The 13,442-nt window shown below is 39.1% G+C and carries 16 protein-coding genes; 12 read left to right on the top strand and 4 right to left on the bottom strand.

Annotated features, from left to right (window positions below; genetic code table 11):
- Positions 1 to 1,477 precede the first annotated feature (1,477 nt).
- The 4 genes from EVJ29_RS15190 (at position 1,478) to EVJ29_RS15175 (ending at position 4,618) form a co-directional block, all read left to right on the top strand.
- Positions 1,478 to 2,023, top strand: coding sequence for a hypothetical protein (locus tag EVJ29_RS15190; RefSeq protein WP_131505331.1), 546 nt, complete (start codon positions 1,478 to 1,480; stop codon positions 2,021 to 2,023).
- A 158-nt stretch (positions 2,024 to 2,181) separates the two neighbouring features.
- Positions 2,182 to 2,760, top strand: coding sequence for a hypothetical protein (locus EVJ29_RS15185; protein ID WP_131505330.1), 579 nt, complete (start codon positions 2,182 to 2,184; stop codon positions 2,758 to 2,760).
- A gap of 23 nt (positions 2,761 to 2,783) precedes the next feature.
- Complete coding sequence (locus EVJ29_RS15180; protein WP_131505329.1) at positions 2,784 to 3,605, top strand: hypothetical protein; 822 nt, start codon at positions 2,784 to 2,786, stop codon at positions 3,603 to 3,605.
- A gap of 158 nt (positions 3,606 to 3,763) precedes the next feature.
- Positions 3,764 to 4,618: a hypothetical protein gene (locus tag EVJ29_RS15175; protein WP_131505328.1), complete on the top strand. Its 855-nt coding sequence runs from the start codon at positions 3,764 to 3,766 to the stop codon at positions 4,616 to 4,618.
- Between the two features lie 141 nt (positions 4,619 to 4,759).
- Here the strand turns inward: EVJ29_RS15175 and EVJ29_RS15650 are convergent, their stop codons facing one another.
- Together EVJ29_RS15650 and EVJ29_RS15170 are read right to left on the bottom strand one after the other, a co-directional pair.
- Complete coding sequence (locus tag EVJ29_RS15650) at positions 4,760 to 4,882, bottom strand: hypothetical protein (protein WP_269089670.1); 123 nt, start codon at positions 4,880 to 4,882, stop codon at positions 4,760 to 4,762.
- A 16-nt stretch (positions 4,883 to 4,898) separates the two neighbouring features.
- Positions 4,899 to 5,663 (bottom strand): hypothetical protein, encoded by a 765-nt coding sequence (locus EVJ29_RS15170; RefSeq protein ID WP_131505327.1) that lies wholly within the window; start codon positions 5,661 to 5,663, stop codon positions 4,899 to 4,901.
- A 402-nt stretch (positions 5,664 to 6,065) separates the two neighbouring features.
- Here EVJ29_RS15170 and EVJ29_RS15165 point away from each other — a divergent pair, with 402 nt between their 5' ends.
- On the top strand, positions 6,066 to 6,401 hold the full coding sequence (locus tag EVJ29_RS15165; RefSeq protein WP_131505326.1) for a hypothetical protein: 336 nt from the start codon (positions 6,066 to 6,068) through the stop codon (positions 6,399 to 6,401).
- A gap of 446 nt (positions 6,402 to 6,847) precedes the next feature.
- The gene (locus tag EVJ29_RS15160) at positions 6,848 to 7,726 is read left to right on the top strand and encodes a hypothetical protein (protein ID WP_131505325.1); all 879 of its coding nucleotides are present in this window, start codon (positions 6,848 to 6,850) and stop codon (positions 7,724 to 7,726) included.
- A 410-nt stretch (positions 7,727 to 8,136) separates the two neighbouring features.
- Here the strand turns inward: EVJ29_RS15160 and EVJ29_RS15155 are convergent, their stop codons facing one another.
- Positions 8,137 to 8,592, bottom strand: a complete 456-nt coding sequence (locus EVJ29_RS15155) for a hypothetical protein (protein WP_131505324.1) — start codon at positions 8,590 to 8,592, stop codon at positions 8,137 to 8,139.
- A 743-nt stretch (positions 8,593 to 9,335) separates the two neighbouring features.
- The gene (locus tag EVJ29_RS15150) at positions 9,336 to 9,959 is read right to left on the bottom strand and encodes a recombinase family protein (protein ID WP_131505323.1); all 624 of its coding nucleotides are present in this window, start codon (positions 9,957 to 9,959) and stop codon (positions 9,336 to 9,338) included.
- Positions 9,960 to 10,151: 192 nt separating this feature from the next.
- Between EVJ29_RS15150 and EVJ29_RS15145 the strand changes: the two genes are divergently transcribed.
- From EVJ29_RS15145 to EVJ29_RS15430, 6 genes are all read left to right on the top strand, one after another.
- The gene (locus tag EVJ29_RS15145; protein WP_236633574.1) at positions 10,152 to 10,940 is read left to right on the top strand and encodes a ParA family protein; all 789 of its coding nucleotides are present in this window, start codon (positions 10,152 to 10,154) and stop codon (positions 10,938 to 10,940) included.
- Positions 10,933 to 11,223, top strand: coding sequence for a hypothetical protein (locus EVJ29_RS15140; RefSeq protein WP_131505321.1), 291 nt, complete (start codon positions 10,933 to 10,935; stop codon positions 11,221 to 11,223). The genes EVJ29_RS15145 and EVJ29_RS15140 overlap by 8 nt, the downstream gene beginning before the upstream one ends.
- Before the next feature lie 528 nt (positions 11,224 to 11,751).
- Positions 11,752 to 12,168, top strand: coding sequence for a phBC6A51 family helix-turn-helix protein (locus EVJ29_RS15135; protein ID WP_131505320.1), 417 nt, complete (start codon positions 11,752 to 11,754; stop codon positions 12,166 to 12,168).
- Positions 12,169 to 12,188: 20 nt separating this feature from the next.
- The gene (locus EVJ29_RS15130) at positions 12,189 to 12,827 is read left to right on the top strand and encodes a hypothetical protein (RefSeq protein WP_131505319.1); all 639 of its coding nucleotides are present in this window, start codon (positions 12,189 to 12,191) and stop codon (positions 12,825 to 12,827) included.
- A gap of 81 nt (positions 12,828 to 12,908) precedes the next feature.
- Entirely contained in the window at positions 12,909 to 13,076 is a 168-nt protein-coding gene (locus tag EVJ29_RS15435) for a hypothetical protein (protein ID WP_161567370.1), read from the top strand.
- Entirely contained in the window at positions 13,076 to 13,243 is a 168-nt protein-coding gene (locus EVJ29_RS15430; RefSeq protein ID WP_161567369.1) for a hypothetical protein, read from the top strand. The genes EVJ29_RS15435 and EVJ29_RS15430 overlap by 1 nt, the downstream gene beginning before the upstream one ends.
- The last annotated feature ends 199 nt before the right edge of the window (positions 13,244 to 13,442 follow it).

The raw sequence follows: 13,442 nt of genomic DNA, 5'->3' as shown, positions 1-13,442 counted from the left end.
CTTATAAGCCGTCTACGGCTAAACAGATCAGTGATGCCCATAACCGAAGTAAAGGCAGCAAGACAAACTGAAATTAATAGCTAGACGAGGGGACACGACTTTAACCGGTTGATGTTCCCTCTTTTTTTGTGTCTTGTTGAACACTACTATTCAAGTATGAGGTAATAATTAAACGTTGTACTTAATATATTAAGTGTTTAGTTGTAGTTAAACTTTTAAGTATGTCATTACGGTATTTGATATAAATGAACAGAACAAATCAAACTACTTATAGTGTCCGGTTTTGTACATAGAATAGACGGAGGTAGCGATTTATGACGTGGCAAACGTACATGAAATCCGCCCAAAGGGTAACGTCTCGAAATTCATCCGTTGTGAAGTATCTAGTTCCATATGTCTGTAAATGCAGCAACACCAATGCTTTGCCACGGTAAAGAGTTAACGTGTCTACTTCCATTCTTATTCCCGTGGGAAGGTTTCGTTATCTCACTTCATACGACGGATTTGATCTAAATCGTAATGGAACCTCGGTTAAGAAAAGGAATGTTTATTTAACCGATTTGTCAAGGTGATTTACTTTACAGTTGAACCGCATAGGATGAAGCACGGATTAGTTAATAAAAGCGGTTAATAAATTAATCGGTTAACTTAACCTGTTTTAGACTGAATACCTGAACTAATCGTCCCGTACAATGCAGTGAGAACTAGCTTAACGACCAACTACCTTCTATTGAACAACACAGGGCGATAGGTGAAGTGTATCTTCCTCTATTAATTGGGTGAAGGCTACCTTCCTGTATTCAAGATCAGTGATAACAAATAGATGAAGTATGTCTTCCCCTATTGTTGTTGGAATAGGTGAAGGTGTCCTTCCTCTATATAGGTGAAGCCCCCCTTCCCCCTAAAAAGAACTATTACTTAAAAAGACAAATACATATAAAAGATATATAGATAGTCACCAGTTACATAGACAGGGCTAAGAGGGATTGAATTGTTCACGTCCGATCTTGTTCCATTGCACCGAATTGTTTCGCTTATCTGTTGTTCCCAAAAACATTGGTTAAAGGGAAACGAAATCAGACAAATAAGAATCGCTTAATGAAGCCATTTGTTTTTCCCTCAAACCACTCTCAAAAGTAGCTGCCATATTTGCGTGTGTATTTGAATATGATTGTTCAAGTGCGGAGAAATGAAGAGGGGGCCACCCGGGGGGTCGCATATGCTACGCCGCAGACAGAGGGTTCAAACCAATTTTTCACCGGAAATACCGTCCGGAAGTTACAACTCATTTACGCATCACTCAACGTTCATTAGAAACTTCTTTTAAAAAAGATTGTTTGGTTTGTTGACAAGTAAATAGCTAGTTGAAAAAGAAGGTTTCCCCCCCTTTTTTTGTCCAAATAGGGTTGTTATTAAAATTCACTAGGTTATTATATTAACATACTTACTATTTTTGGAAACACGAAAGGGGAACACCATGTTCAAAAAAATCTTGCTTTACGGTCTAGCTACATTAGGAATTATTTCAATCGCATCATTCGTTTACATAGGTCTGTTTATGGAGTCGGAAACACAGGCGGAGATTCCGGAAGGCGTTTATTACGTAGAAGATGAAGATCCGAAACGAGTATATAATTCAGAAGATGTTGTAGTTAATCAAGGTGTGATTTTCGGACTCACGTCTCTACATCGGACATTTGATATCGGGGCAGAACGGACTTTTGAAAATCCGGGCGGTCCAAAACTCGAAATCGGATATATGGTTAACAACAAAGTAGGGATCAAAGGATTCGAAGAACTTACTGTTTCACCTTTCCAATTCCGTTTGTACACAATGGATGGAAGTGAACGCCCTCTATACAGAAACGATGAAGGTGATTATGGTTGGGCAGAAGATGGAAAAAGCGTAGAAGGTGTTGTGAATTTCTCGGTTCGTGAAGAAGAAGAGGAATACATCTTAGAGTTCGAGTCAGAAGCATACCTTAAAGATCCTAAAAAAATTTCGTATCGAATCAAACTATAAGGACGGGGAAACCCGTCTTTTTTATGCATTTTACCGAAGGATCTGACCTAAATAATCGACATAACAAACAATAAATTCTAGATAATTCCTAATAAATCATCAATCTTTGCCTTATTTGGTGTTAATCTACTAATAGAGAAACCATAGGAGGGTATGAAATGAAGAAAAGAACGATGCTTGTCATCGGTGCGGCAGCTTTAGTTGTAGTTGCTTTAGCGACCGGTGGGGACGAAGAAACAACAACAGAAGAAGCAGCACCACAAGAGGTTGTAGCCGAAGAGGAAGCAACCGAAGTGACGGAAGAAGAAACGGTAGTTGAAGAGGAAGCCGCCGAAGAAGAGGCAGTAGAAGAAGAAGTTGTCGCTGCCGAATCAGAAAACGCCCTCGGAGAAGTCGAGATGCGTCCACTTATGAACGGTGTAGGAACAGAACAAATAGGTGAATACGCTTATGTAGCTTCTTCAAAAGATGTGATTACGGAAGAGAACCTATTATCATTCTTTGAAAACGAAGCAGATAAGTATGAAGACGCTAACTACCTTGTTATCGACTTGAAGGACGGTACCGGATTCAGTGTTATAAGCGGTATGCCTATGCTAACTTACGGTGTATTCAATGCAGAAGAAATGACGTTAAAAGAACAGTGGGAAACAATCATTGTCGATACAGATAGCGGTACGGTATCGGGAACTTTACATGACGGTGTAGCGGCAGACAAAGCCCTATTTGCTAAGTAATAAACAATTAGGGGGAACACGATATGAAGAAATACGCATTTTTAGCGGCTTCTGTTATGGCAATCGGTCTTGTGGCAGCTTGTGGTAGCGAAGAAGCAGCAGAAGAAACAAGTACAGAAGAAGTAGCAAAAGAAGAAACGGGCATGACTGCCGATGACGCCTATTCATGGTTGAAAGAATCGGGTCTAGTGACTGGCGAAGCGGAAGATGTGACAAGCAAGTATGAGGGTTCAGAAGGCCTTGTAAAAGCTATCAGAACACCGGAAGCCGATATCATGCAGTACGAAACGGTAGAACAAGCTAAGAAATACGAGAAGCCGGATTCTGATACATCCAAAGTGGTAGACAATGTTTTCGTATTGCTTAAAGCGAATCAAGATAAGTCGGAACAGTTCGTACAGGTACTTGAAGCTAAAGCCCCTCTAAGTGCAGAACAAGCAGCGGCAGTAGAGAACCACCCGTTCGCAGATTCTATGACTGCCGACTTCAATGCGTACACGACGGCTTTCTATGGTGTCCCAAAGGATGAACGATCTATGGTCTATGATACTTACGTACACAACAAAGAAGTGATGTGGACGGGTACAGTAGCAGATACGGAAGCGATGGGCGATAGCATCGTCTTAGTGTCTTCGGACGATTACAATGGTCAAGATTGGGCAACTATCAGCACTGATAATAAAGAGTTGCTGCCTTACACAATCGTTGTAGAGTTGAAGGACGAAAGCAGCAAATCAGGAATTAAGAACGGCGATGAAGTGAAGGTGAAAGGTGTTGTCGGATCACGAGGTGATGTAGACTCACAATTCAACTGGAAACTGTACGAAGGTGAAATAGTTAAATAAATAAACATCATCGAGTGATAGATACGAAAAATGTGTCGTCACTTGGTGATGTTTTTATTCTTTATTAGGTAAACTATATGTATTAATACGCACCGATTTCAAAAGATTTTAAAATTGAAACTAATCTAGTGTTCAATAATCAAATGGAGGAACACAAAATGAACTTAAAAAAATATGAAAGTGGAAGAACCTTTTTTATTCATTATGCGTGCGGTAATTTTCTAGTTGAAGAAAATCCTACTATTTCTGCAATAGCTATTAGACCTTACGGGAAAACCACTGAAATATTTAGTCTTGCCAAAGAAGCAAGGCTTCAAAATGTGAAGATCGACGAAGACATAAGCCCAGACGCACTTAGACGTTTAGAACGTGATTTCTTGAAGAAATTTTACGACTATGTAAAACCTAAGATTCAAGATGAAGTTCAATGGATACATTGGAATATGGTCAACACAGGTTATTCTTGGAGAAAAATTAACGAAAGAATTTCTCAATTGAGTGTAGACCCCAATCCGATTGAACCAAATACAAAAGACTCAATTGATTTATCCGAAGTATTTCAAGAAAAGTACGATGAAAAGTTCATTGAAGATGGATATATGTTAGGACATACTGAACACATTACCTCTGTAAAACCAAAATATCGAAAAGGGAAGTTGTACAACCTAGCCGTATTTAACGGCATGATGAGGGACGACTTTTTAAGTGGAACAGAAGAATATAAATTACTATTGAAAGGAAAGGATTTTTTAAAAATCCAACACTCTACCGCAAGGAAAGTGGAATTTATAGAAAATTTCTTTGAACGAGATATTAAAGGGAATCTCAAGGTTCAAAAAAATGCTTCAATATCAACACGCATAAAAAGAAAGTTAATACAAAACCCCTTGATTTCCCTTTCGTTCGCCGTCGCTATCTCTTTTATAGTAAACATTATTCCTACTTGGATAAATGTAGCGTTAGGAATAACGGCTACAGTCCTTACGGTTTGGTGGTTCATAAAAGAAGACTGAAGCTTAAAAACTATGAGGACGGGGCAACTCGTCTTTTCTTTTTTCCGTAAATTGAACAATCATTTTCAAAAGAAAAAGCCCCGTTAAGGGCTTATGTATTACCTTTCTTCCGGAATGTAGTGAATCTCGATCTTTACAAAATCAGACACCGGTTCTACTGTTACCGCAGCCGTTTTGTTTGCTTCGTCCTTTTTGAACATCTTCATCAGTGATTTGAACATCATCGAACACCTCTTCTTTGGTGGATTTAATAATATTAATCATCAATGAGTCCCACTTATTACCACCCGGATCCTCGGGCAAATTCTTCTTCTTCTCTCTTTAAATTCTCCGACTCTTCCCATAAAAGACGGTGTCCATAAAATGACGCTTCTTTTTGTGAATTGCCTGTTGAGATATTTAAGGACGGATGTTTGTAATGATGAATAACCGCCTGCTTAGGCGAACCGTTTAAAGTTTTTTCCTTGAAATACACATGACCATTCGCTTTGATTTCTTTCAAAATAAGTTCAGATTCTCTAAATTGACCATAGATACCGACTAGTTTGAATAAATGTTCCTCATCAGCACCCATATACCCCTTAGTGATGACAAACTCTTTGGTAGTATGTAACTCTTTCTTTTCACCAATAACATCTAGACTATCTAAATTTTGCGGGTCGTACTCTATTTGAGTTTTATATACTTTTAGTTCTAACAAAATTTTTATATCTGTGGAAGGTAAATCGCCACGATTTTTAAGTTTGATAGACAAAGTTTCTTCTCCGTGGTGACAGTTTTCGAGTGGGAATCCTTCTCCGATAAAATCTAAATCAATATAAAACTCTTCGTCATAATCTAGTTTATCGTCTCTCTTTAGCCTTTCAAAAACCGTCGCCGTAAATTCTGGAGACAATGAAAGTTTTGATTGACTCATTTTTTGAGTAAACTTGTAAACTCGATATACTATCCAGATATTAAGTCCAGCTAAAACAATTGTTAAAACAGGGTCGGCTTTATCTATAATTCCGACTGATTTAACCAACAATTCTACAACCTTATCCATAATTAACATCACCCTCGACTTCATAATAGTGTAAAAATATAAGAGGACATTCTAGTTATTGGTAATCCTCTTTACTATCATAATTCACTGGACGTATTTGCGGCTATCTTTATGCCGATAACCAACGTTTAACCGGGTCTTATTGCAAACAACACCGGGGCTTGTTTGAAACAACGCTAGGGCTTGTTTAAGATAAGCGGTTTTTACCAAATCGACGATGAAGGTATACAATGTTCATGTAAGATACAGAAACAAACGGTGTGAACGGCTTCTGACGTGCTTCCAACGGTAGATTGCCCGTAACGACAAGCTTCGATGCAACTCACGGGGCGTATATACGTACGACAGGTAACTGAAAGCCGTAAATATCGTTTGAACACCAACATTCAAGGGGGATTTAACATGAAAAAGGCAGAAGGAATCGTGTACACATTGGAAGGCGTAAATGATCGTGGCTTGATGGCAGAAGCGTTACTAGACTTACATAAGTTTCAATCAAAAGAACCGGGTTCAGTTGAAAACATTAGATATGTAGCAGGGACAAATCGGGTTATTGTCGTCGCCTACCGAGATATCACAGAACATATCGAAAATAATTCGCACGTGTGGGAAGTCGTAAGCACGTATCCAATCAATATTGTTACGGCTATCAAGTTCGACAAGACAGAAGAAGCAGCATTAAAAGACATGAACGAAAACGAACAGGAATTTTACTTCACGAATCTTGAATATAAATGACGGATCGACGGGGCTAACCCGTCTTTCTTATGTATACAGAGGGTGTGTGTTGCATCGGGTAAGGTGTATGTACGTTGGGTATGAGTTCGCCGCATCAGAACGGGCGAAAGGAAGAGAATGTAAAGCTAGTATTGTAGTATTGGAAGGGTTTTAGTAGAATAAGATTAATTCACGAATGAAACGTGATTCACTATTTACGTGTATGCGTAACTTTAGATGATGATTGAAAGCAATACATAAAAAAGAACAAAAAAAGAGGACTTCCCCCCACGCCTGCCAGCAATTCGGGAAAGCCCTATGACTTTTCGTTGTAAGTCTATTATATATACGGCTTTCCGTTATTTCAAGGGGAAAGTCTCTCTATACATATATTTAGAATATAACGAAAAGTATTTAGGTGTACCGAAGGGGTGGAGTCTTCCTAGACAATAGGAGGACTTTTCGTCGTGTATAACAACCAACTTGAAGACATCAAGAAGCTACAACGCTTCGAAACATTAGATGATTTTAACGAATCATTCTACATTGCTATGAAAAAACACCGTGACGCTTTCAGTAAAGGTGAATTGATTGCACTTAAAACCCTAAAGAATTGGGGGGCTAAGATTGTCGGTGTCGTCTATGCGAAGATCGGGACGATTATTAGCGACTTAATCAAACGTAAGGGGGAAATGTACGCCCCTAGCCGTTCAACGTTTGAACGTGCAATACGTAAGGCGAAGAAGCTGGGCATCATCCGGACTATCGAAACAAAGCAGGGCAGCAAGTCAGAACGCCGTCGGAACTTGAAGGGAAACAATCTTTTCATCTTCGAGTTGTTTAGCGATTCGGAACAATTGACGGAACGAAAAGACAAACAATTGACGGAACGAGAAAACGCCGAAACACCGCATAAACAAGCGGTTCCGACGCCCGAAATCGAGGGGGATGCTTTAAAAACCCTTTATACTTCAAAAAATACCTTAAGTTCTTTACGTAAGAAACGTGACTCATCATATGTACAAAGTTATGTACCTAGATTTTTAGTGAGTAAGCTTAAGCCATTCTACGATAGTGCAGATATTATTGAAGATTGCTTCCTCAATGCCGTACATATCATGGATTCCTACCATAAAGGCGGGTATGAGTTCGTAACGAAAGCGAATTTCGAGGCATTCGCTAATGAAGCGATCAACGCATTAGTACGAAAAGAACGCAAACTAAGCGAATACGGACAGTCAGTACGCCGTCCAGTTGGCTATTTCACCAACGCATTCAAGCAAATGGTCGAAGATGCAGCTATGAACGAACTGATTGAAGCAGAAGAAAACGCCCCGGTCTACTGATTGGACGCAGGGACGTGTTTTAAGAATGCCTTTCAACTGGATATAGTGGCTAATTCTGTTCAGATTGTAAGGATAGGGAAACTCTTAGCGTTGAGATGTCGTCAGAACGCCTGTAATCGTCTGTATTGTATTCTGTCTGTCTATGAAAGCGATTCTTCATGAATGTCTTAAAACGCCTCATACGGCTTCTTAACGCTTCTAAAGGGTGTTCGTTTAAAAAACAACAAACAACTTAAAGTAGGAACCATTATATTGAATATTATTGTTCAAGTTTATAGTTGTAGTACAACATTCAACTACGTTGTTCAAAGGCGTTTCTAAGACATCGGAAGGTAGTTTAATAGTACGAGGTAGATAACAACGAGAAAGCCAGTATACGGCGTCCTGTGGCTTGTACAGGCCCGTCCCAACTAAACGTTTGTAGGTTTGTTCTCTTTGGAACATGACTTGCACTTTCCAGACAATCCATCTTTGTTTGCTTTGCGTTTATAAAACTCTGATACTTCCTTTCGTTGATTGCATTCTTTACATCGTTTAAGATTCGGGCTAGCGAATGTTGAAATGTCTATTCCCATTTCTTCACGTTGTTGGGGCGTCAGATCAAAGACGTTATACGTAGTGACGGGGGACGGTTTTCCATCTGTTAACCTCCGTCCTAAATAGGATAGGTGAACCCCTCCTTCAGCTATTTTATTCGCTTTGATTTGTACATGGTGAGTAGAGTGAACAGAATGAATATAACGTGTGCTAACGTTTAGTTTCTCGGAAATCTCATTACGAGTCATTCCATTTTGTATGTGTTTTACGATTGCTTGATTTAATTCTTCTTTGTTGTAATCGATTTTGTGAACGTCTCTCATAGCCATATCTTTGCGTCTCCTTTTTTTCTATTTGATACTTAAGGTTGGGAAACGCATAGATTCTTTGTGACGCTTTTATAGTCAATTTTGGTTGAGGTTGGATCTAACTTACTAACCACAAGTTATGTGACACACTCCCTTGTGATTGTGATAGATAAACTTGAAAAACGTTGATGTTAAGCGGTTATTGAAGCTTTAAGGACACAAGGATATTTTCTTACCTTTATGTCTCTACAAGTGTGTAACTGAAACTTAATAAAGCTTGAAACCGTTGGGGCAGAAGGGGTTTCGGCGTTTTTTGAATTGGGTCAGAAAAAAGTTAAAATCATGTGTAGTACGGAAAGCCCTTAGAATGGCTATATACATAGAGAAAAGAATAGTAGTTATAAATTATTAAGTCTTTTAAAAAAACAAATCGCTTTAGCGATTAAGCTTTTAATGAACACGTCTATTCTTTTGTTAAAGAATCAAATTCAAGTGATTACGCCTAATGGCGTGTTCACTCACTTGGTTCGTAAACTAGACTTTGTACAAAATAGATATGAGATTATCTGTTGTTTACAAAGAAAAGTAAGGTAATAAGTTCTGTCTAGATCATTAAAGTAGAACTGCAATCTTCTGTTGCCATGAGAACGTTGCAGCCATATTTTAATCTTCTTTTTCAATTCATATATTCTTCCGTATCTTTGCAAGAAGACAAAAGCCCTCGTTTCCTTAACCGGATTCGGGGGCTTCTTTTTTGTATCTAATTATTCAATGATTTCCTTCTCACGTAGCTTCTTGTATAGTGTCGGTTTTGATACGCCGGATAACTTACAAATCTGATTGACTGAATACTGTTTCGTCTCCAAATTTTCTACGTAAAGCTTGATAGCATATCTTACTTTGTCTGAATCCAATTTCGGACGTCCAATCTTGCTACCTTTCTTCTTAGCACTCTTCATACCATCCTTAGTGCGTTGGCTAATCATATCCCGTTCGAACTGAACAACGGCAGACATAACTGTAAAGATCATCTGTCCGGAAGGTGAGGTTGTATCTAACCATCTGTCATTCAAACTGATTAGGTGTGCTTTCTTATCGCCTATTTCTTTAACGATTGTTTGTAAGTCGATTGATGATCGAGAAAGGCGTGAGATCTCAACAATATAGACTGTATCGCCTTCCTGTAACTCGTCAATCATTCGGTTCAGTTCCGGACGGTTGCGAATAGTACCCGAAATCTTTTCTTCGTAGAACACCGTGCATCCTACCTCTTCCAATGCTTCACGTTGACGGTCTAACCGTTGTCCCTCTGTCGAAACACGAATATATGCTACTTTGCGTCCCGTAATGTCTTTTGTGGTTGTTTCTAAGTCTTCTAACAAATTCATATGTAAAAACTCCTATCTGAATAAGAATCGTCCGGTTAATTTAATCTAATAGTACACCATTAATTAACTAATTACAACGTTGTACTACAAGTTTATACTACAACAATAAAATTCAAGTATATTGATGAAGTTTTATAATGTTGTATAATGAAGTGGCATACAGACTTGAAAGGGGGCTATGTTTTGGGAGAAGTGATTACCGTCACCATATCGAAAGGTGGCGTACTGAAAACATCTATTGTCAGCAATCTAGGAAGTGCGATAGCGAAGAGACACCCCGATAAGAAAGTGCTGCTAATCGAGTCAGATCCACAGGGGAACTTGTCAGACTCATTCGGGATAGATTCGGAGTCTTTACCTTACTCATTGTTCGACGTATACAAGGGTGAAAAATCATTCCATGAAGTCAAACAGTCGATATTGCCTAACATGGATATCATTCCTGCGAAAAATGAACTGAACGATTTAGATTACCTTATATGGACGGCATACGAACGAGAGGGCATAAAACCGTTTGATCTTTTGAAGAAAGCTATTCGTGAAATTAGAGACGATTATGACTACATTCTTGTTGATACGCCGCCGGCATACTCTTTGAATGTCGGGAATATCCTAAGCATCACTGACAAAGTGATTATTCCACTACAACTAGAACCCTATGCCTTGAAAGGGCTGCGTAAAGCGGTTGATATGGTTGGTTACTACAATGAACGACGTAAGAACCCGATTGTGATATCTGGCGTGTTGGCTACAATGGTACGCAACACGTTCCTACACAAAGAATTGATGAAGCAGACGAAGCAATACTGCGAATCAATCGGTGTTCGCATGTTCGATACAGTCATCAAACAATCAATTAAGTACGCCGAATCAGTAGCAATCGAGGGGAAACCTGCCGTGTTGTCTGAAAAGGGCAGTGCGAGAGACAAAGAGTTGTTGAATGCTTATTACGAATTAATGGAGGAAGTCATAAATGAGTAGAAAAGTACCGAATCAATTCGCAAACCTAACGAACGAGAAGGAAAAAGAAGAAGAAAAGTCAGCACAGGAAATTGTCGATGTGTCGAAATACAAAAAGAAAAAAGACTTAAGAAGCAGCAAAGAAGAGAAAGTCCGGGTGACAGTCTTCCTTGATCCAGACTTAGCGAAGCGGTTAGAACGACTTTCGAAGAAGTACGAGAAAGGTTTTAAATCGCAAGTCATTTCAGATGGCTTAGAGATCATGTTAGACGAATTAGAAGGAAATGAACGACGAGAAGAATAAGGAATTGGGAAAGGGGACGTGTAGTAGCGTCCTTTTTATGTGACATTTTTATTTCATATACCGTATTTTATTGTATTTAGACCTCTTAGCCGGCTAATAGAGTAAGAAATAATAAATGACCGTTTTTTCGAACCTATAATCAAATACGACTTTAAAGCCATTAGCATGAACGATTTTCGTAATCGTTCTGCTTATTTTTTTACCTAAATAGGTTACATTTTTGTACTTTGACGCCTAAAACATACCGAAAAATGAAAGGAAACGCAGCCACATGAAAGATGAATTCAAGCTACGGGGAAAGACGGTGCGAATCGCCCGTGAGGTGAGGAACATAAAGCTTCAAGATCTAGCAGACGTGACGGGAATTGCTAGACGATACCTAGCCAGTCTAGAAAGAGAAGCTTCACCGATCACACGAGAAAATGAAGTTCGCATTCTTCGAGGTCTACGCAAGCACACGGAAGTAACTGACTCCGAAATAATCGCTATTCAAATCATCGTAGAAAACGCAGAAGGGAAGTTTGACAAATGGAAAAGGTACGACCGCTAACATTTACTCAAAAGCACATTTTGAAAGATTTTTTTGAACGTTCGTTAGCAGGAGAAACGATGGAAGAAATCGCTTCATCACACAATATTAGTCGAAAAACGTTGTCTGTATGGAAGAACTGTAAGGAAGGTAAGGCACTACACGACAAATTCCAAAAGGAAATGAGTTCGCAAGAGATGCCTAAATTCTATCGAGTTTTGTCCGAGAAGATGCAAGCCGGTTCATACAAGCATATGGAACTATACGCTAAGATTCATGGTCTTCTTGTCGAGAAGAAGGAAGTATTGAACAAGACGGAAGGTGAAGATCGGTCGAAGTATGGATTTTCAAACGAAGACTTAGACGAACTAGAAGCACTTATTAATGGAGAAACAACACTAAAACGGGTTAAATGACCTGAAAAGGAGATTAGATTATGAATTTATTCAAAGGTGACACTATCAATAAGGTAACTAATTTAATTGCAAAGGGTGAGGAACGTAAGCGAAAGCTTATCGCTAAGATTGAGGAACTAAAAAATGAATCAGCAATCTTGTACCAAGCAGAACAAGACGACTTCAATGAAGCGATTTTGAATGAAACTGAACCAAATACAAAGATTCGTGACAAACGTCTGAGACTTCAAAAAGAGATACAAGCTGCCACTGAAATGTTGTCGAATATCGACACGGCAATTCAAGCAGAGTTAGCTAAATCGAAGGATGCCGTTGAGAAAGAACGTAAGCAATATGATGCAGATAAGGCAAAAGAGTTCAAAATGATGTTCGCAGAACTTAACGATTTGAAGTTAGCTTACCTCAACAAACTTGTCGAATACAGTAAAGCGAAAACTCAATACTCAAAAGAATATCGTAATAAATTTGAAGACATTCATAAACAAGTCGGCTTAAAACTGCCCGATACGTTCTATTCCTTCAAGCTTAATGTACATCGACCAAACCAACACGATGGACCGTATTCGCCGTTGATTTATAAAGATGAAATTCAAGCAATTTTAGAAAATGATAGATTGGCAAACGTGACGGCAAATAACAAAGACACATTTAAGAAGTAAGAACCCACCACTAAAGATAAACACACGGACGAGGTAAATTGCCTCGTTCTTTTTTATAGTCACGAAAGGGGAAGCAGACGCATGGATAACATGAAGCAGTACAAAGAAGCATTGGAACGGGGGCAGCGTATTCGACAACTCCAAGACGAATCAATGGCACTGTTTGTAGCAGCTATTCAAGGAATCAATGATGTAGACACACTGGAACGAGTGAAAGACCAACTATTAAACAAAGGGGATGTTAAGTAATGAAGAAATCAGCATATGAATTGATGGCACAGGGGTATGAGGAACTATGGTCGAAAGAACAGACGAACGAAAATAGTAAGGAAGCCGGATTCATCAAGCTAGAAAAAACCGAAGACCGCCCTTTAACTGCAATCGAAAAGATGATGCAGGGGTATGGTGAAGGTTAATGGCAAAAGTTAATAAAAGTGTGGGACGTGGCAGCATCAGTAAAACAAGTCGTCGTACAAGTAAAGTAGGAACTTATAAGCCGTCTACGGCTAAACAGATCAGTGATGCCCATAACCGAAGTAAAGGCAGCAAGACAAACTGAAATTAATAGCTAGACGAGGGGACACGACTTTAACCGGTTGATGTTCCCTCTTTTTT

This window comes from Exiguobacterium sp. SH4S7, assembly GCF_004336795.1.
GTDB lineage: Bacteria > Bacillota > Bacilli > Exiguobacteriales > Exiguobacteriaceae > Exiguobacterium > Exiguobacterium aurantiacum_A.
The sequence above is the reverse complement of the archived record's forward strand: the minus strand, read 5'-3'. Positions and strand labels throughout refer to the sequence as shown.

Bases quoted from the DNA above. Each gene is read 5' to 3' on its own strand.
- EVJ29_RS15190 (WP_131505331.1), top strand. From the start codon at position 1,478: ATGTTCAAAAAAATCTTGCTTTACGGTCTAGCTACATTAGGAATTATT.
- EVJ29_RS15185 (WP_131505330.1), top strand. From the start codon at position 2,182: ATGAAGAAAAGAACGATGCTTGTCATCGGTGCGGCAGCTTTAGTTGTA.
- EVJ29_RS15180 (WP_131505329.1), top strand. From the start codon at position 2,784: ATGAAGAAATACGCATTTTTAGCGGCTTCTGTTATGGCAATCGGTCTT.
- EVJ29_RS15175 (WP_131505328.1), top strand. From the start codon at position 3,764: ATGAACTTAAAAAAATATGAAAGTGGAAGAACCTTTTTTATTCATTAT.
- EVJ29_RS15650 (WP_269089670.1), bottom strand. From the start codon at position 4,882: ATGATTAATATTATTAAATCCACCAAAGAAGAGGTGTTCGATGATGTT.
- EVJ29_RS15170 (WP_131505327.1), bottom strand. From the start codon at position 5,663: ATGGATAAGGTTGTAGAATTGTTGGTTAAATCAGTCGGAATTATAGAT.
- EVJ29_RS15165 (WP_131505326.1), top strand. From the start codon at position 6,066: ATGAAAAAGGCAGAAGGAATCGTGTACACATTGGAAGGCGTAAATGAT.
- EVJ29_RS15155 (WP_131505324.1), bottom strand. From the start codon at position 8,592: ATGGCTATGAGAGACGTTCACAAAATCGATTACAACAAAGAAGAATTA.
- EVJ29_RS15150 (WP_131505323.1), bottom strand. From the start codon at position 9,959: ATGAATTTGTTAGAAGACTTAGAAACAACCACAAAAGACATTACGGGA.
- EVJ29_RS15140 (WP_131505321.1), top strand. From the start codon at position 10,933: ATGAGTAGAAAAGTACCGAATCAATTCGCAAACCTAACGAACGAGAAG.
- EVJ29_RS15135 (WP_131505320.1), top strand. From the start codon at position 11,752: ATGGAAAAGGTACGACCGCTAACATTTACTCAAAAGCACATTTTGAAA.
- EVJ29_RS15130 (WP_131505319.1), top strand. From the start codon at position 12,189: ATGAATTTATTCAAAGGTGACACTATCAATAAGGTAACTAATTTAATT.
- EVJ29_RS15435 (WP_161567370.1), top strand. From the start codon at position 12,909: ATGGATAACATGAAGCAGTACAAAGAAGCATTGGAACGGGGGCAGCGT.
- EVJ29_RS15430 (WP_161567369.1), top strand. From the start codon at position 13,076: ATGAAGAAATCAGCATATGAATTGATGGCACAGGGGTATGAGGAACTA.